Annotated in this window: 19 protein-coding genes and 1 pseudogene; 6 read left to right on the top strand and 14 right to left on the bottom strand. The window is 41.4% G+C overall.

Translation table 11 applies throughout. The annotated features are described in order from the left end of the window. From WKF69_RS11715 to WKF69_RS11700, 4 genes and pseudogenes are all read left to right on the top strand, one after another. Positions 1–2,090: pseudogene (locus WKF69_RS11715) on the top strand (DNA-directed RNA polymerase subunit beta'); the annotation flags it as partial. 92 nt (positions 2,091–2,182) lie between these two features. Beyond that, positions 2,183–2,458 carry a hypothetical protein gene (locus tag WKF69_RS11710; protein WP_340382113.1) on the top strand — a complete coding sequence of 92 codons (276 nt, stop codon included), beginning with the start codon at positions 2,183–2,185 and terminating at the stop codon, positions 2,456–2,458. Positions 2,459–2,516: 58 nt separating this feature from the next. Then, the gene (locus tag WKF69_RS11705; RefSeq protein WP_340382112.1) at positions 2,517–2,831 is read left to right on the top strand and encodes a DUF3467 domain-containing protein; all 315 of its coding nucleotides are present in this window, start codon (positions 2,517–2,519) and stop codon (positions 2,829–2,831) included. Further along, positions 2,832–3,533, top strand: a complete 702-nt coding sequence (locus WKF69_RS11700) for a potassium channel family protein (protein WP_340382111.1) — start codon at positions 2,832–2,834, stop codon at positions 3,531–3,533. Here the strand turns inward: WKF69_RS11700 and miaA are convergent. The 6 genes from miaA to WKF69_RS11670 form a co-directional block, all read right to left on the bottom strand. Beyond that, a complete protein-coding gene (gene miaA, locus WKF69_RS11695; RefSeq protein ID WP_340382110.1) occupies positions 3,475–4,404 on the bottom strand; it encodes a tRNA (adenosine(37)-N6)-dimethylallyltransferase MiaA in 930 nt (309 codons plus the stop codon). The two genes, WKF69_RS11700 and miaA, sit on opposite strands and share 59 nt — an antisense overlap. 20 nt (positions 4,405–4,424) lie before the next feature. Next, a complete protein-coding gene (locus WKF69_RS11690) occupies positions 4,425–5,075 on the bottom strand; it encodes a hypothetical protein (protein ID WP_340382109.1) in 651 nt (216 codons plus the stop codon). 65 nt (positions 5,076–5,140) lie between these two features. After that, positions 5,141–6,553: an HD domain-containing protein gene (locus tag WKF69_RS11685; protein WP_340382108.1), complete on the bottom strand. Its 1,413-nt coding sequence runs from the start codon at positions 6,551–6,553 to the stop codon at positions 5,141–5,143. Positions 6,554–6,638: 85 nt separating this feature from the next. Further along, a complete protein-coding gene (locus tag WKF69_RS11680) occupies positions 6,639–7,205 on the bottom strand; it encodes an L-threonylcarbamoyladenylate synthase (RefSeq protein WP_340382107.1) in 567 nt (188 codons plus the stop codon). Further along, positions 7,198–8,307, bottom strand: coding sequence for a glycosyltransferase family 1 protein (locus WKF69_RS11675; protein ID WP_340382106.1), 1,110 nt, complete (start codon positions 8,305–8,307; stop codon positions 7,198–7,200). Before WKF69_RS11675 ends, WKF69_RS11680 begins: the two co-directional genes overlap by 8 nt. A 71-nt stretch (positions 8,308–8,378) precedes the next feature. Then, positions 8,379–9,197, bottom strand: a complete 819-nt coding sequence (locus tag WKF69_RS11670; RefSeq protein WP_340382104.1) for a 2,3,4,5-tetrahydropyridine-2,6-dicarboxylate N-succinyltransferase — start codon at positions 9,195–9,197, stop codon at positions 8,379–8,381. A 68-nt stretch (positions 9,198–9,265) separates the two neighbouring features. Here WKF69_RS11670 and WKF69_RS11665 point away from each other — a divergent pair, with 68 nt between their 5' ends. Beyond that, a complete protein-coding gene (locus WKF69_RS11665; RefSeq protein ID WP_340382102.1) occupies positions 9,266–9,658 on the top strand; it encodes a S4 domain-containing protein in 393 nt (130 codons plus the stop codon). Here the strand turns inward: WKF69_RS11665 and WKF69_RS11660 are convergent. From WKF69_RS11660 to WKF69_RS11650, 3 genes are all read right to left on the bottom strand, one after another. Beyond that, complete coding sequence (locus WKF69_RS11660; protein WP_340382100.1) at positions 9,655–10,476, bottom strand: metallophosphoesterase; 822 nt, start codon at positions 10,474–10,476, stop codon at positions 9,655–9,657. The two genes, WKF69_RS11665 and WKF69_RS11660, sit on opposite strands and share 4 nt — an antisense overlap. A 3-nt stretch (positions 10,477–10,479) precedes the next feature. Continuing rightward, positions 10,480–10,959, bottom strand: a complete 480-nt coding sequence (locus WKF69_RS11655; protein ID WP_340382098.1) for a nucleoside deaminase — start codon at positions 10,957–10,959, stop codon at positions 10,480–10,482. 91 nt (positions 10,960–11,050) lie between these two features. Further along, complete coding sequence (locus tag WKF69_RS11650) at positions 11,051–11,641, bottom strand: OmpH family outer membrane protein (protein ID WP_340382114.1); 591 nt, start codon at positions 11,639–11,641, stop codon at positions 11,051–11,053. A 163-nt stretch (positions 11,642–11,804) separates the two neighbouring features. On the opposite strand from WKF69_RS11650, the gene gyrB reads away from it, so the two are divergent. Beyond that, positions 11,805–13,763 carry a DNA topoisomerase (ATP-hydrolyzing) subunit B gene (gyrB, locus tag WKF69_RS11645; protein ID WP_340382096.1) on the top strand — a complete coding sequence of 653 codons (1,959 nt, stop codon included), beginning with the start codon at positions 11,805–11,807 and terminating at the stop codon, positions 13,761–13,763. Between the two features lie 27 nt (positions 13,764–13,790). Here gyrB and WKF69_RS11640 read toward each other — a convergent pair whose 3' ends face one another. From WKF69_RS11640 to WKF69_RS11620, 5 genes are all read right to left on the bottom strand, one after another. Next, positions 13,791–14,675, bottom strand: coding sequence for a hypothetical protein (locus tag WKF69_RS11640; RefSeq protein WP_340382094.1), 885 nt, complete (start codon positions 14,673–14,675; stop codon positions 13,791–13,793). Positions 14,676–14,692: 17 nt separating this feature from the next. Further along, positions 14,693–15,592 (bottom strand): hypothetical protein, encoded by a 900-nt coding sequence (locus WKF69_RS11635; RefSeq protein WP_340382092.1) that lies wholly within the window; start codon positions 15,590–15,592, stop codon positions 14,693–14,695. 40 nt (positions 15,593–15,632) lie between these two features. Further along, complete coding sequence (locus WKF69_RS11630; protein WP_340382090.1) at positions 15,633–16,076, bottom strand: retropepsin-like aspartic protease; 444 nt, start codon at positions 16,074–16,076, stop codon at positions 15,633–15,635. Between the two features lie 57 nt (positions 16,077–16,133). Continuing rightward, a complete protein-coding gene (gene mdh, locus WKF69_RS11625) occupies positions 16,134–17,072 on the bottom strand; it encodes a malate dehydrogenase (protein WP_340382088.1) in 939 nt (312 codons plus the stop codon). Between the two features lie 384 nt (positions 17,073–17,456). After that, positions 17,457–18,140, bottom strand: coding sequence for a hypothetical protein (locus tag WKF69_RS11620; RefSeq protein WP_340382086.1), 684 nt, complete (start codon positions 18,138–18,140; stop codon positions 17,457–17,459). Positions 18,141–18,258 lie beyond the last annotated feature (118 nt).

The raw sequence follows: 18,258 nt of genomic DNA, 5'->3' as shown, positions 1-18,258 counted from the left end.
GTGGTTCTAAAGAGCAGATTCGTCAGCTTTGCGGAATGCGTGGTTTGATGGCCAAGCCTCAGAAATCTGGTTCAGGCGGTGAAATTATCGAAAACCCGATCTTATCTAACTTTAAGGAAGGATTATCGGTACTCGAGTACTTCATCTCTACTCACGGTGCACGTAAAGGTCTTGCCGATACAGCCTTGAAAACAGCGGATGCGGGTTACTTAACTCGTCGTTTGCATGATGTTGCTCAGGACATGATCGTGGGTGAAACTGATTGCGGAACCCTGAGAGGAATCTACACTACAGCATTAAAAGACAATGAGGATATTGTTGAGCCTTTATACGATCGTATTTTGGGACGTACAAGTCTTCATGACGTATATGATCCACTAACCAATGATTTACTTGTTACTGCAGGTGAAGATATTGAAGAGCATGTTGCAATTAAGATCGAAAACTCTGCGCTTGAGGGTATTGAGATCCGTTCGGTTCTTACATGTGAGAGCAAGCGTGGTGTTTGTGCGCTTTGTTACGGACGTAACCTTGCAACTGGTAAACGTGTTCAAATGGGGGAAGCTGTCGGCGTAATTGCTGCTCAATCAATCGGTGAGCCGGGTACCCAGTTAACACTTCGGACATTCCACGTGGGTGGTACTGCATCTAACATTGCGGCAGAATCTCAGATCGTGGCTAAATTCGATGGTGTTATCGAATTTGAAAACGTTAGAACTGTTAGTCACCAAACTGAAGAAGGACCACTTGAGGTTGTTTTAGGACGTTCAGGTGAGTTCAGGATCGTTGAGCCGGGTACAAACAAAATGATCATGGCTAACAACATCCCTTACGGAGCTTATCTATATGTTAAGGATGGTGAGAAGATCTCTAAAGGTGACAAGATCTGTAGCTGGGATCCATATAATGCGGTTATTATCTCTGAGTTTGAAGGTAAAGCTGAATTTGAGGCGATCATCGAAGGTGTTACCTTCCGTGAAGAATCTGACGAGCAAACTGGCCACAGAGAGAAAGTTATTATTGATACCCGTGATAAGACAAAAAACCCTGTTATCCGGGTTGCGGATAAGAAAGGAAACGGACTTAAAGGTTATAACATTCCGGTAGGAGCACACATTGCAGTTGAAGAACACGAAGCTGTGAAAATGGGGCAGATCATTGCTAAGATCCCTCGTTCAACAGGAAAAACAAGAGATATCACGGGTGGTCTTCCACGTGTGACTGAATTGTTCGAAGCACGTAACCCTTCAAACCCTGCAGTTGTAACTGAGATCGATGGTGTTGTAACTTTAGCTGGAGTTAAACGTGGTAACCGGGAGATGTCTATCGAATCAAAAGACGGACAGGTCAAGAAATACCTTGTTCCATTGTCTAAACACATCCTTGTACAGGATAATGACTTCGTGAAAGCGGGTATGCCATTATCAGACGGATCAATTTCTCCTGCTGATATCCTTTCAATCAAAGGCCCTGCGGCAGTTCAGGAATACCTTGTTAACGGTATCCAGGAAGTTTACCGTCTGCAGGGTGTGAAGATCAACGATAAGCACTTTGAAACCATCGTTCACCAAATGATGCAAAAAGTGATGATCGAGGACGCTGGTGATACACGTTTCTTAGAGAAGGAACTTGTTGACCGTTGGGATTTCCAACTGGAAAATGATGAGATTTACGATAAACGTGTTGTTACAGAACCGGGAGAATCAACTAACCTGAAAGCTGGTCAGATCATATCTGTACGTAAATTAAGGGATGAAAATTCCGTTCTTAAGCGTAAAGACATGAAACTTGTGGAGACCCGTGATGCTATCGCGGCTACTTCAAGCCAAATGCTTCAAGGTATCACCCGTGCATCATTGGGAACTAAATCATTCATCTCAGCAGCTTCCTTCCAGGAAACTACTAAAGTGTTGAATGAGGCAGCGATCAGTGGTAAACGTGATAACTTGTTAGGGCTGAAAGAAAATGTGATCGTTGGGCATTTGATTCCTTCGGGAACAGGTTTACGCCATTACGAGCGTATCATTGTTGGTTCTCAGGAAGAATACGACAAATTACTGGCATCAAAACAGGAAGAAGTAGAAGCTTAATCCTTTGCCGTTAGCTAATTATGAGCCCCCGATTTAATCGGGGGCTTTTTTGTTTGGCCCATAATTTGTAATTTTATAGCATAACTATACGTATGACGGTTTCGGAAATACAATTATATCAGATATTAAAGAGTAAGCTCGGAGAAAAGGGCGCTGAAGAATTGGTATCTTTTGTGAGATCTGAGGTCACTTCTGAGTTTGATTCCAGGCGGGAAATTTATGCGACAAAAAATGATATCGCGATAGTAAGAGAGGATATGGTAAATATGAAATCTGATCTGACAAAATCAATTTACTTTGCAGGTATTATTCAATTTTTAGCTATTATCGGTTCGATTATGGCAATCGTTAACTTTACACTAAAATAATTCACGCATACCAATATGAAGTCCTCTCTTTTTAGTGAGGACTTTTTTATTTCAAATTATGGATGATCAAAACTCCGAAAATCAATTAAATATCGAACTTTCTGAAGAAGTTGCAGAAGGAATTTATTCCAATCTCGCCATTATTACACACTCTAACACCGAATTCGTCTTAGACTTTGTCCGTGTTATGCCAGGTGTTCCAAAAGCAAGAGTTAAGTCGAGAATTGTTTTAACTCCGGAACATGCTAAACGGTTTATGAGAGCTTTGGAAGATAACCTTGAAAAGTTCGAGGCCATTAATGGACGGATCAAGATCAACGAAGATCCTCCGGCATTGCCTATGAATTTCGGTGGTCCACCGGCACAAGCCTAAATGAAACGGCATTTAACCAGATTGATATTTGGGAATCAAGCCCTAAACAAGCTTGAAGAGCAGCCGCATATGCCGCATTTTAAAAAAATCCGCGATGTGTGGCATAATTCCCATTACAATGATTTTGGGATTGAGAGAATATTCAGACTGTTCCTGGTAACATCCAACGCATTCTTTCCCGGAGTTTATCTGGAACACATTCATCGAAAATCGTCATATCATGAGAGGAAGATACGAGGGGAGCTTTATGTAATCTTCAAAACGGCAATACCATTTGTCATGCTCTACTTTGGCCTCTGGAATCATACGTGGCTGTTCGCAATCAATATTTACCTACTTATTGAGACGTATGTTTATATTTTTCAAAAGATATTTCTACCGGAACACAATAGCGATAGGAATTATAACAGATCACTGATACTGCTATTCTTTAATTTCGCTGAAGTAATCGGATCGTATGCAGTGATTTACGCCGCTGGTAATTATTTAAATCAACCAGTGGGGAACATTGCCGAAGCACTATATTTTAGTTTGATAACTGGTGCTACAGTTGGATATGGAGACATTTACCCAATAAGCCAGGCTGGTAAGTTCCTGGTGATGAGCCAGCTTGTAAGTACATTGTCCTTTCTTATCCTATTCTTTAACTTTTTCGCACCCCGTGCTCAGGATCGCCCAGCAAGGAGTCGAGATAAACGATGATGCTTTCAAGTTCATTGGGCTGAAACCATTTTATATCTCCCGATTTGTTAAACCATGTTAATTGTCGCTTGGCAAATCTTCTGGTATTTTGCTTGATCTTTTCAATGGCTTCCTCTAATGTAGTGTTACCGTCAAAATAGTCGAACAGCTCGGAGTACCCGACAGTATTTAGTGGATTGAGGTGCCTGAACGATTTGAGGCCATCAACTTCATTTAAGAGGCCAGCATTGATCATTAAATCTACTCTATGATTGATGTTCTCATAGAGTTTTCCCCGGTCTGTGTTAAGTCCTATCTGTACGATATCAAACGTGCGCTTTTTTTTAATTTTATTCCGGAATCCTGAAAATGGCTTTCCAGTCGTTTCATAAACTTCGAGAGCCCTGATTAGCCGGTGGGGATTATTGATATCAACTTCTTTATAAAAGGCTGGGTCGAGTTCTTTTAGCTTTTCCTGGAGGCAAGTGATTCCCTGGGTATCGAACAAATTATTGAGTTTATCACGGACATCCTTTGAGGAAGAGGGAAGGTCGTCGAAGCCATTGATTATGGCATTAATAAATAGCCCGGAACCTCCTACGATAACAATCACATCATGTTCAGTGAAAAGCTCGTCAGTTAAGCTAAGAGCTTCTCTTTCATAATCACCAACACTATAATTATGAGTAATAGAGAGGGAATCTATAAAATGATGCTTGGCCGCATTAAGCTCTTCTATCGAAGGCTTGGAGGTGCCAATTGCCATCTCTCTATAGAACTGCCTGGAATCTGCGGAAATTATCTCTGTTTTGTAGTACTGGGCTAATTGTATAGCTAGTTTGGTTTTGCCAATCGCCGTTGGTCCTGCAATTACGATCAGTGTTTTGGCCATTAAGAAATGTTGGTCAGAGATTAGTAGTCATCTTTTTGAACATCATCGGCATCATAACCCTCATTATCAGAAAATTCGTCCATGAACTCATCTTTTTCGTCTTCTTCGTCTTCGCCAGTATTCTCCTGATCTGTCGTGATTCCCATTTCGTTCATCTGCTCCAGCTCGTCGGTATCTTCAGGCTGAAATTCTTCCTCATTAAGAAAATCAAAATCATCTGACACTGCAGTTGCAGCCACCTGAGGAAGAACTCCTGAGCCGGCGATTTTTGGCGCTTCGCCAAGGCTCCGGGAAACATGAGGGTAGCTTTTACCAGCCTCCTCATTTAGCATTATCTTAATCAGCTCTACGTGAAAGTCGAAAGGCCTGTCAAAATTATAGATATAATAGAACTTCTGGTGAGGGTCGTCAATGAAACTGCTAAGTTTGGAATTCTCCATTAGAGCGACTTCATTATTTACCTTTCGCTGATTAGGAAGGAATGCAATCTCCTCATTCTTTATCCATTGATCGTTACTCACGTAAAAGGAAGAAGAAGTTTCAACTTTGTAACCTGTTGACGCATGAATAGCTTTGTGAAGGTCTTCAAAAGTCTGGTTTGATTTGATGTCAATATCGCGCTCCACATCATCATAATCCTCAAAAGACACCCTAAATCTATATATCGCCATTACTATCTACTATTTAAGTACAAAAATACTATTTGAAAACTGATTCCGGATTTTGTTCTAAATTTTTATGTGTTGGTTTTTGCTGGCAATAATCCAATCTCTTTACCTTTTTCTAACATGTACTGAATTGCTTCATCCCGGGAGTTTTTTATTTCGCCCTCAAGGATAGCTTCTCGTATCTGATTTTTTATTATGCCAACTTCCCTACCTGCCCTCAAATTAAATGCCAGCATAATATCCTCTCCACTAACGGGGGGTTGCCAATTTCTGATCTGATCACTTTCCTCAACTTCTTTAAGCCTCTGCTTAACCAATTCGAAATTACGTCTATATTTTTTTACTTTGTATTCATTTTTTGTCGTCACATCGGCATTACAGAGAAGCATGAGCCCTTCGATCTCTTCACCTGCCTCAAATAATAAGCGCCGAACTGCGGAATCAGTGACTACATCCTGTGCGAGGACAATAGGACGTAAGTGAAGCTGTACAAGTTTTTGTACCATTTTCATTTTTTCATTCAGCGGCAGCTTCAGCTGAGCAAAAATTTTGGGCACCATTCGCGCGCCTCTGTCTTCGTGACCATGAAATGTCCACCCATGACCGGCTTCAAATCGTTTGGTGGCAGGTTTAGCAATATCGTGCAAAATAGCTGCCCATCTCAACCACAGGTCGTTGGTGTCTTCTGAGATATTATCCAGTACTTGCAGTGTATGATAGAAATTATCTTTATGTCCTTTGCCATCTATAACATCGACACCATGAAGATCAACCATTTGAGAAAATATTTCCTTTAGCAGGCCAGTATCAAACAAATATTTAAAACCAACGGAAGGTTTTGGTGATAAAATGATCTTATTCAGTTCATCTGTAACCCTTTCCATCGATACAATCTTTATACGATTGCAATTCAATTTTATGGCATCTAATGCTTTTTCATCAATGCTAAAGCTCAATTGCGTTGCAAAACGTATCGCCCTGAGCATTCTCAAAGGGTCGTCGGAGAAAGTTATTTCCGGATCAAGGGGTGTTCTGATCAGTTTTCGTTCAAGATCATCAATGCCACAGAATGGATCGAGCAATTGGCCGAAATTCGATTTGTTTAAACCAAAGGCCATTGCGTTTATAGTAAAGTCCCGGCGCTTTTGGTCGTCGTCCAGAGTTCCATCTTCAATAATAGGCTTTCTTGACTCTGCCCGATACGATTCCCTTCTCGCTCCGACAAATTCGATTTCGAGGTCACCGTCTCGCAACATAGCTGTTCCGAAACTTTTAAAGACTGATACTTTGGTATGGAGTTCCTTTCCTGCAGCCTCGGCAAACTTAATTCCGTTCCCAATAACGAGTATGTCAATATCTTTTGATGGCCTTTGTAAAAAAATATCCCGCACAAATCCGCCTATAACATAAATCTCGTCGTTTGTATCCTCCGCTAGTTTGCTGAGTTTTTTAAAAATGGGATTAAGCAAGTATTCTTTCATGTCAATTCATTCCTTTTAATAAAGGATGATTGGTTTATAGTAAACAAATATCGACAAAGGACGACAATTCTCAGGTTTCACTACCTTATTTCCTGATAAATGAGAATTTGCCGCCTGGCTCCAGCTTCATTATTGTCGACGGCTTGCCGTTTGTAGCCACATTCTGGTCCCAATTAACCACATAGTCAACCCCGTTTATTATTTCCGGGCTTATGTCAAGAAAACTCACAGGCGAGGACTCACCGCTCAAGTTTGCTGAGGTAGATATTATAGGTTTACGGAAACGCTGTAAAAGCTGAACACAAAACTCCTGCCGCACGATTCGAATACCAATGCTACCGTCTTCGGCGACGGCGTTTGGAGCGAGATTTTTGGCTCCCGAATATACAATGGTCAATGGATTTTCAGCAAATTCTATCAGATCATAAGCAATTTCAGGGACTTCTTTGACATAGCTTTGAAGCTTGCTATCAGTGTCCAGTAAGATGATCAGGCTTTTTTTCGAGGATCTGCCCTTCAACTTAAAAACTTTTTCTACGGCTTCAGGATTAGTAGCATCGCAGCCTATGCCCCATATCGTATCAGTAGGATAGAGGATCATGCCCCCTTCTTTTAATACCTCAAAAGCTTTGTTTACTTCTTCTCTAAGCATTGTCTAAAACATTTTGGTAAAAATGCAGCATTTGATCAGCGATTTTTTTGTCCTCGAATTTTTCCAGATATTCCCTTCCGGCATTTATCATATCTGTTCTTTTTTCGCTGTTTTCCAGAATATCGCTGATTTGTTTCGCCAGGTCGGTAGCATCATCAGGATCCACATAAATGCTTCCCGGGCCACCCGCTTCTTCGAGGCACGATCCTGTGGCTGCTATGACGGGTACTCCGGAGTGCAGAGCTTCAATTATTGGGATTCCAAATCCTTCAAATCTGGACGGATAAATAAAGAGTTCTGCTTGCTGGTACACTGCCGGGAGATCAGCATGTGCTACGTTTTTCAGAAAGTGCACGCGTTCAGTTAGGTTATGTTCCGCAATAAAGTCTTTAACTTTTTTAATGTACCCGGTTTCCTTCCCAACTACTACAAGATGAACAGCCTCAATTTTTGTTAATGCTTTTACTATTAGCATCAAATTTTTGCGTTCCTCTATTGTGCCCACGTTTAACAGATATTTCCGGGGAAGACTATGTTTTTTGGCGACTGTATTCCGAGCTGTTTGTGAAATCGTTTGACGAAATATAGGGTCGCAATTTTGGTAGATCACTTTGATGCGATCTTCGTTTATCCCGAAATACTCTACCAGGTCCTGTTTAGTTTGCTGGCTTATCGCGATAACCTTATCAGCGTGTAAAGCAGCGTGAAGGAATTTAAGCTTGTATATAATCCTGTCAATAAAAGAATAATATTGCGGGTATCGAATAAAGATAAGATCGTGGATAGTGACCACTGACGGTATTCCAGCTTTTTTTAACCCATGAGGAATTTCATTGCTGAGGCCGTGAAAAAGATCGATCTTTTGTTTCACAAGGTCCTTAACCACACCATAACTACGCCAGTAAGACTTGACCCACTTTACTTTGGGGTATTGGTATTCAATGCCACTTATTGTTAAATCCTGAGAGGGGGGCTTTAAAGCGTAAATTGTGTAATGGTTCTCCGGATAAAATTTGGCCAGCAATTGTATTATATACCGGCTATAGTTCCCCAAGCCTGTAAGATTCTGAGTTGTACGCTTGCCATCAAAACCTATTTTCATTTCGGGGTTTATAAAATTTAAAAGGCTGAAAATACTTCAACCTTTTAAATTTCCTATAATTATTTTAAGTGCTAGACTGCGACATTGTTCTCTCTCAAAGCATCATTAAGTGAGGTTTTCTTGTCAGTCGATTCTTTCCTTTGTCCGATAATCAGCGCACATGGAACCTGGTATTCGCCGGCAGGAAATTTCTTAGCGTACGATCCAGGGATCACAACAGATCGGGCAGGGACAATTCCTTTATACTCAATTGGCTCTTCGCCGGTAACGTCAATTATCTTCGTTGATGCTGTCAATACTACGTTAGCTCCAAGAACAGCCTCTTTTTCAACGTGTACACCTTCCACAACAATCGCACGGGATCCGATGAAGCAATTATCCTCAATGATAACTGGAGACGCCTGTACAGGCTCTAAAACCCCGCCAATGCCAACTCCACCGCTTAAGTGCACATGTTTGCCAATCTGTGCACATGATCCAACCGTCGCCCAGGTATCTACCATGGTACCTTCGTCTACGTAAGCACCGATGTTTACATAGGATGGCATCATTATCACTCCCTTTGCAAGGTAAGCACCATAACGTGCTATACCGTGAGGAACAACTCTCACCCCTTTCGCTTTGTAGTCGGTCTTAAGTTTCATCTTGTCGTGAAAAACAAAAGGCCCAACTTCAATTTCTGTCATTTCCCTTATTGGAAAATAGAGAATAACAGCTTTTTTGATCCAATCGTGAACATGCCAGCGTGTACCAACTTGTTCAGCAACACGTAATTCTCCTGAATCCAGATGTAAAATGACTCGTTCTATGGCGTCTCTATATTCTTTAAAGGTGATCAGCGTGCGGTCTTCCCAGGCAGTTTCTATAAGTTTCTTTAATTCGGTGGTCATACTGTAATTTTGAGCGAAATTAAGGGAATTTTCTGGCAAATGCCTGATTGTTGTGTAAATTTGATATCATGGCTGAGATTGAGAAATTGCGAATTGATAAATATTTGTGGGCTATTCGGGCATTTAAAACAAGGAGTATTTCTACTGAGGCATGTAAAGCCGGGCGCATCAAAATGAGCGGGCAGAATCTTAAACCATCCCATGTTGTCAAAGTCGGCGAGGAATATACTGTACAAAAAGGCCCAAACAGAAAGATCATCAGAGTCACCTGGCTATTGGAGAGGAGAGTTGATACTAAAACTGCTGTTACTTTCTACGAAGATCTTACTCCTATAGAAGATACCACAGCTTATAAATCAATGTTCCATACCCCAAATTTAAGTCGTGACCGGGGTACGGGACGTCCAACGAAGAAGGATAGGAGAGAGATCGATGATTTGCAGGAGGGCTGGTTCGATTAAGCCTGAAGATTAAATATTGTCACCTCGGCCCTTGAGCCCAGCCTAACCGGTACAACAGTGGTACCAATTCCTCTGGAAACGTACATGTGAGGTAGGCTTTCCCGGTACCATCCGCTGACGTAGCTACCGCTTCCGGGCGGTCGGAACGGAGCAAATCCGAACAAATTCACTTGCCCGCCGTGTGTATGTCCGGAGAGTACCAGATCAATCGGAATATCTTTCATCTCCTTTTGAATGATATCACGATGCTGCGGGCAGTGGCTCATGACAACATGATATTTTGCAGGAGTATAGCTTTCCATTGCAACCTTAAAATCCGCCCGACCCCCTATAAAATCATCCATTCCGGAAACCGAAATGGTCGTTTCACCAAAAGTATATTTGTAGGAATGATTCACTATCAGTTCACACTGATGTTTATCATATATCTTAAGCAGTTCTCTCGGATGAACACGCCAGCATTCCCAATTACCCAGGATAGAGGTTTTTTGAATTGTGGGGTCGAATAGTGACAAAAAATGATCGAGTTTATGCAGATTTTCATTTCTGTCGAGCATATCACCGGTTAACAAAATCAGATCAGGCTTGATCTTATTGATTTCCCTGACCAGTGTTATAAGTTTCTTGTCAACAGACTGCAGATGGAGATCAGAGATCTGTAAGAGCTTGATGTTTTTTGTGCTGGCTGTTGCGTTTCCCAAATAAAATTCATTCATCTCAATGAAGAATTTTTCATACCAGAAAGCATCAAGCGCAATCAACGAAGTAATAAGTCCCAGGCCCCCAACAATAAATTTTCTTCGTGTGACCTTTTGCATGGATCAGTACTTGATTTTCATGTCCGATTCATCCCAAAGGAGGAATGCGGTCTGAGCTTCGTCTCTTAAAATCTGTTGGATCACTAGCTTTCGGTCGCTCATTGGCAGAGCTATTTCATCGTAAATAAACTGGTCATCGAAGCCAATGTGGTGCGCGTCTTTTTTGGTATTGGCAAAATAGATCTTACCAATGCGGGCCCAGTAGATAGCGCTCAGGCACATAGGGCATGGCTCACAGCTCGTGTAAATCACACAGCCGCTAAGATCGAACGTTTTAAGCTTTTTGCATGCCATCCGAATGGCGGATACTTCTGCATGGGCCGTTGGATCTAAGGTTGTAGTTACTTTATTTCCACTTTTTGCAATCACCTTACCATCTTTAACGACTACCGCGCCAAATGGCCCGCCCCATGCTTTTGTGACATTTTGCTCTGAGAGTTGAATAGCAACCCGCATAAACTTTTCGTGATCGATGTTTTGCATTTCTAGACCTTATATTAAATGTTCAGAAGAGCATAAAATTAAAAGCCCCGGCCAAATGCCAGGGCTTAGATATTCATTTTTCTATTATAAATTATTTCTTTTCTTTCTTGTAGGCATCGTTCAATCCTGCCAATACTTCTTTGGTTACATCTAAGCTTTCATCGGCAAATAACACTGTAGGATTAGCCTTTGAATAAGTTAATACCATTTTATAGCCCTTAGTTTTTGCAAAGCCTTTCAGGTACTCGGAAACTTTATTGTACAATTTTTCATTTTCAACCGCTTCTTCATTAGCAAGGGCATTACCTGCGTTTTGGTTATAAGCTGCTAATTCCTGCTGTTTTCTTGCAAGACGTTGTTCGGTACCCTGACGTTGATCAGCGCTCAGGCTTGCAGCGCTCTGATTGTATTGAGCTACCTCGCGTTGAAACGCGCTTGACTTTGCTGTAAGATCAGCTTGTGCTTTCTTGGACTTGTCCTGAAACACATTTTTAACCTCTTTAAAATATTCGTAGTTGTTTAAAAGAGAATCAGAATTCACATATACGATAAGTTCTGTTTTATCAGAAGTTGATGTTGCTGCCGGGGCATTTTTAGGTTGTTCTTTACTACAGGATATCATCACTGCTGCAATCATCAATCCGACCCCCACTTTACTTAAGTTTGCCAATATTTTTTTCATGTTTTTTAATAAAAATTTACGCAAATATAATCTTTCAATCGAAGTATCCCAACCATTTAATTTAACGCTGGTTTTATGGACAAAAACCAGCGTTAATTTTATCAACAATCTAGGATTTTCCGTCTAAAATCGTTATTTTTGATACTTGTTGTTAATATAAAATATGAGCGAAGAAACAGTAGATAAATCTAATTATTCAGCGGATAATATACAGGTATTAGAAGGCCTGGAGGCGGTTAGAAAACGGCCGTCAATGTATATTGGCGATACAGGGTTTAAGGGATTACATCATCTGGTTTATGAGGTGGTAGATAATTCGATCGATGAGGCTCTCGCCGGATATTGTACCGATATAAAGGTCATCATTCATAAAGGAAATTCTATAACGGTTGAAGACAACGGGAGGGGTATCCCAACCGCGATGCACACGAAGGAAAAGAAGTCGGCACTTGAAGTAGTTATGACCGTTCTTCACGCCGGAGGTAAATTCGATAAAGACACTTACAAAGTATCCGGTGGTTTGCACGGGGTCGGTGTTAGTTGTGTCAATGCTCTGTCAAAACCCCTGAAAGTAGTTATTCATCGCGAAGGCAAGATATTTACTCAAGAGTACGAGTGCGGAAAGCCGCTATTTGATGTTAAGGTGATCGGCGAAAGCGACAGAACGGGGACAATAGTAACTTTCCATCCGGATGCGGATATCTTCACGCTCACTACAGAATATAAATTTGATACGCTGGCAGCACGGTTAAGAGAGCTTGCCTACCTGAATAAGGGAATCCGTTTATCGCTTACGGATGAACGGGAAGTTTTGGAAGATGGTTCCCTTCTTAAAGAGGAATTTTATTCTGAAGGCGGACTAAAGGAATTTGTGAAATACCTGGACGCCATGCGTACGTCGATAATTCCGGAACCAATTTATGTTGAGGGAATTAAACAGGGAATTCCGGTAGAGATGGCTCTTCAGTATAACGATACCTACACCGAGAATGTTCACTCCTATGTGAATAATATTAATACTCATGAGGGTGGAACACACGTTGCCGGTTTCCGCCGCGGTTTAACGCGTACACTTAAAACATACGCCGAAAAATCAGGGATGTTAAAAAACATGAAGATTGAAATTACTGGTGATGATTTCCGTGAAGGACTGACTGCAGTGATTTCAGTTAAAGTGCAAGAACCCCAGTTTGAGGGTCAAACTAAAACCAAATTAGGAAATAATGAGGTGATGGGTGCAGTTGATGTTGCGGTAGGCGAGATCCTGGGGAATTACTTAGAAGAAAATCCGCGGGAGGCTAGGATGATCGTCAACAAGGTTATCCTCGCGGCTACAGCAAGAGCCGCTGCACGGAAAGCCCGTGAGATGGTTCAGCGTAAAACCGTAATGGGTGGATCCGGCCTTCCAGGTAAACTTGCCGATTGTGCAAATAGTGATCCCGCAGTTTGTGAGTTATATCTTGTCGAGGGAGATTCGGCGGGTGGAACTGCAAAGCAAGGCCGCGACCGTAATTTCCAGGCTATCCTACCCTTAAAAGGTAAGATCCTGAATGTGGAGAAGGCGATGGAGCATAAGATCTATGAGAATGAAGAGATCAAGAATATGTTCACAGCGATGGGAGTGAGTATCGGAACCGCGGAAGATGCTAAAGCATTGAACATGGAAAAGCTTCGTTATCATCGGATCATAATTATGACGGATGCTGACGTTGACGGTTCACACATTACTACTCTGATCCTTACATTCTTCTTCAGATACATGAAAGAGCTAATAGAGTACGGGTACATTTATATCGCCGCACCTCCGTTGTATCAGGTTAAGAAGGGCAAAGAATTTGAATATGCCTGGAATGACGACCAGCGGGATGCTGCTGTTCAGCGTCTTAAAGGAACTGGTAAAGAAGAGAACGTTGGTATTCAGCGTTACAAAGGTCTAGGTGAGATGAACGCCGAGCAGTTATGGGATACGACTTTGAATCCTGAAACAAGGACTTTAAGAAAAGTTACCATTGAAAATGCAGCAGAGTGCGATCATATTTTCTCTATGTTAATGGGCGATGAAGTAGGTCCAAGACGTGAGTTTATAGAGAAGAATGCTAAATATGCCAGAATAGATATCTAAGCATGTATTTAGAAAAGCCTTTCACAGTTATTGTGCCGGGCTTTTTTGTGCCGGGCTGTATCGTAGATACACTACTGCACTAACCTCTTTGTTCGCAGTGATCTGGACCTGATGTTCCTTAGCTCCGTCAAACACTTTTAAGGTCGAGGTGTTAGGTGGTATCCGGCCAAGATTCTCGGCGTACAAGATGATTTCATGCAATTCAGTATCCCTATTGAGCCGAAGGGTATGTACTGATTTCTTATTTACTATGGGTAAGTTTTTTATAAACAGACGCCGATTATGGTATACAGAAATAATGTCACCATCTTCTCGCAAATAGTCACCAATTTCCAATTCGATAACATTATTCGTGACGTCAATCACGATTGGGCGGGCTAATTTGGTCTGCATAAAAACATTTGGGTCCCTGTCGTCAAGCAAAAGAGTGGTAAGTAACTGCGCGGGTATTTCGTCTTGATTGTCTTTATTGAAACGCTGTAAATATGCCTTTCCCGGGTAACAGGGCAATGTATTTTCCCCGGCGCCGGTAAATGTTCCATTAAGATTGTCTATTCCTTTGTCCGGCGAAAGAGTCAATTCAAGATCTTTGATACATAGGAATCGTGATGTATCCGCGGGAATTCGTGAGTATAAAATCTTAAGTTCTTTTATCTTAAGTTCCGAACCCTTAAACACGCCGATGAAGTCAAGCGCACCCTCAGCTTTTAGCGGTTTGTTACGATAGACATAAGCTTTTCCATTTATAATATTTTGATTTTGGTCTTTAATATGCAAGATGTATTGCATGTTAAGTACTGTGGCATCATAAACTTCCGCACGCAAATGCCCGGTCCAGATGCCTTTATAATCCTGAGCAAGAACTGCTGAAGCTAATAAAAGCAATAAAACGGATAGGTATAGATTCTTCATTCCTGAAAATAAAACACTTAACTTTTCTTTTTGGGTTTATAACGCAGGTACACAGCGGCAGTTTTTTCTTTATCCGAAACGATCATTACCCGGTGCCTTTTCTCTCCGTCAACAAGGATCATTTCAGACGTGTTAGGAGGAATCTGTCCAAGGTTTTCTGCATATAATAATATTTCATGGAATTCAATCCGCGTGTCAAGCTTAAAGTTAAGCAGGGCAGGCCTTTTATCAATACGAATGTTTTTTGCCAACAGGTTCCGGTTCAGATACACCGATATTGTATCATTATCCACCTTCATGTAATCCACTATCTGTATCTGTAAATCAGGATTGGTGACAACAATTTCAGTGATCTTTTTGGGTTCTGTGTTTAGGAACTCAGGGCTAAAGTCGAGAACCGCCGGAACGCTACTGGCAACTACTATTGGTTCAGTAACCACCACAGAGTCTTTGTGCTCTTCAAGAAACTTATTAAGCCCTTCAATATTTCTGGAAAGGATCACTCGTCCGGGCAAACAAGGCGATTCTGAATCATCTATCCCGACACCTGTCCATTTTCCTTCAAGATACTCCAGTTTTCCTTCCTGGCGATATGCCAGAACAAATTGTTTAACACAGGCAACCCAGCTAAAAGGAACTTTATCCTGACGAATCCAACCCAAACTTTCATTTAGACGGATACTATCCTTTTCGATATATCCCGATAGGCCTATTCTAATCTGAACCGAATCACCTTGGAAAGCATAGGATTCACCCCATATGTTTTTCCGCTGAGAGAGATCGAGCTCCAAATCATAAAGCTGGCTGTAGCCTCCGGGCTGCTGAGTGATTTTCCCTACCCATTTCCCCTGGACATTCTGAGAAAAGGAACTTTGAAAACTTAGGAAGATTATAAAACACACCGAGAGCCACCGCATACTGAAGAAATTTAAATCAAGTTAATGATTTTAAATTGCTTTATGATAAGCTGTTTGGTAAAAGTTTCAATAGTAATTTATCGTAGTTGATAACGGCTTTATGGCTATAAAGGATATCTCCTCCTAAAACTCCTATAACAGGGGGAAGGTTTAGGCTTTCGTAGGCTGTGCTTATTGTAGAAAGGTCCAGCACAGCAGCTTCGAAGTTTTCCAGAATGAGCCGTCCGATCTTAAGCGACGGAAGTATAACAGTGTGGCTTTCCATAGTACTGGTGCCAAGGCCTGTCGAAAGTTTTTCTGATTGCAGAAGTTCTTCTGCGGAGATGTAGCTTTCGACAATTGTTTTGTCTAGAACCGTCTTAGAAGCTCCTGTGTCTAATACTGCATTAAATTTTCTCCCGAAAATAACAACTTCCACCAAAAGGTGGAAGCCGTCATCATGGAGATTTATGAGTTCTAAAGGAACCGTTGTTTTTCTTATCATTATCTATAGCCTATAAATCACAGGCATAACGATTTTTGTCCGACCTGGACAGGAATATTAGATTACCTTCGAATCGCGCAATACCTGATTCATGCTTCTAACTGCATCAGCGCTCTTGCTGAACTCGGCTTGCTCTGAATCAGAAAGTTTAAAGTCAAGGATCTTTTCCCAGCCATTCTTTCCGATAATAACAGGAACAACAAGAGAGATATCTTTCTGACCGTATTCACCATCAAGTGCTACGCCACAAGATATTAATCTCTTTTCGTCACGAACAATACTTTCAACCATTGCAGCAGTTCCTGCGCCCGGTGCATACCATGCAGAAGTTCCGATAAGCTTAGTTAAGGTTGCACCACCAACCATTGTTGAAGAAACAACTCTTTCCTGCTGCTCTTTCGAAAGAAGTTCAGTCACAGGAATACTATTCCACGTCGCGTGATGAATTAATGGGATCATAGTAGTATCGCCATGACCGCCTATTACAACAGCGTTCAGATCTGCCGGAGAGCAGCCTAATTCAATACTCAAATAATATTTGAATCTCGCAGAATCCAGAGCACCGCCCATTCCAAGAATACGCTCTTTAGGCAAGCCAGAAGTTTTAAGAGTTAAATAGTTCATAGTATCCATAGGATTAGATACTACTATGATGATAGTGTTGGGCGAATATTTAAGAATATTTTCGGTAACGCTTTTTACGATATTAGCGTTTGTTCCAATAAGTTCTTCCCTGGTCATGCCCGGTTTACGCGGCAAACCAGAAGTAATAACTACGACTTCGGAGTCTGCTGTGCTCGCGTAATCATTTGTAACCCCTTTGATTTTTGTGTCAAAACCCAGAAGAGCTGACGTCTGCATCATATCGATAGCCTTGCCTTCAGCGAAACCTTCTCTGATGTCTAATAAAATAAGTTCTTCCGCGAGTTCTTTTCTAGCGATATTATCTGCACAGGTTGCTCCAACAGCACCAGCTCCTACAACTGTAATTTTCATCTTTTTATTTTTTATTTTTTAATGGAGATGAACCTGCCTGCCGGTAGGCAGGGCTATCAGGATCTTATGTTCACTGAACCGTTCAGTCGGTATGATCATGATTGATTCATGAGTTTGTATTTGATATGGATGAACAAGCCAGGAAAATCAGATATTTTAACCTCCCGGTACGTTGTTCAGTTTAAGATTAATTTAATTGCGGAATATATTTGCCCGAAGATAGAAAATTGTATCTTTTTTAGGAAATATGAGGCCGTTATTTGTGTAATTTTTTTATCTATAAGGAGCGGGGAGTATTTGTTTTTTCTTAAAGCGCGTGTAGCTACCCGTAAGTTGTGTCTTTTTTTCGTTTTCCCAACTGATGAGAGAAACAAATGCGAGAAATTAAGGTGTTGAATCTAAGTTTCTTCCTCCTACACCAATAACCAACCCAAGACTGAATACCGAATTGCCCGCGGTCAGGAATTTGCGATTTTTTAATCCAAAGTTACTGCCGCTGGTATATTGTATTTGTACCGCATTGCTAATTGCCATGCGTGTAAAGAATACAGGCTCCAGGAAGATATTGTCTTCTTTGGCCTGTTCAACATCGTTCCGGAAAAATTCACTCATCTTTACATGGCTTACACGTAATGCAGTGCCATAATTAAGGGGGAAGCGGGCACCAAAAAGTTTAAAATCCTGCTGGCGTTTTGAGCTATAGTTGACTTGGAAAAATGTCTTGTTGAAATTTACTTCCTGACGGTCTTCGGTGATCAGGCCGGTTGACGTTTTATCTTTATAAACTCTTTCACTATTGCCCTTTCCGAGGCCGGCGTAAATCTCGAGAATACGGTTCTTATCCGGACCAAAAGTAGTGAAGTAGCCAGCGCCCGTTTCGATGAGGTTATGCCGGAAATCTTTTTTAGTTCTGTTGCTATTCATTACCGATCCATTTAATAACAACGCAAAATGATCGGACGCAGCATAGGCCGAGTTTACAGACACGTTCCCCTTGAGCGTTACATGTCCTGAAGCGTTAAGTTCGCCTCTGGAGGTTAGCATCGGCGTATTCGGCACGTTGGGCATGTAAACTGAGGAACAAGCGGAAATGAAGAGAGGGAGAAAAAGAATGGATAAACTGGCTCTGCGCATAAATTTGTAAGGATAGTATCAGCAATTAAACTCTCAGTTAATAATTATATTG

This window comes from Daejeonella sp. (assembly GCF_037719425.1).
GTDB lineage: Bacteria > Bacteroidota > Bacteroidia > Sphingobacteriales > Sphingobacteriaceae > Daejeonella.
The sequence above is the reverse complement of the archived record's forward strand: the minus strand, read 5'-3'. Positions and strand labels throughout refer to the sequence as shown.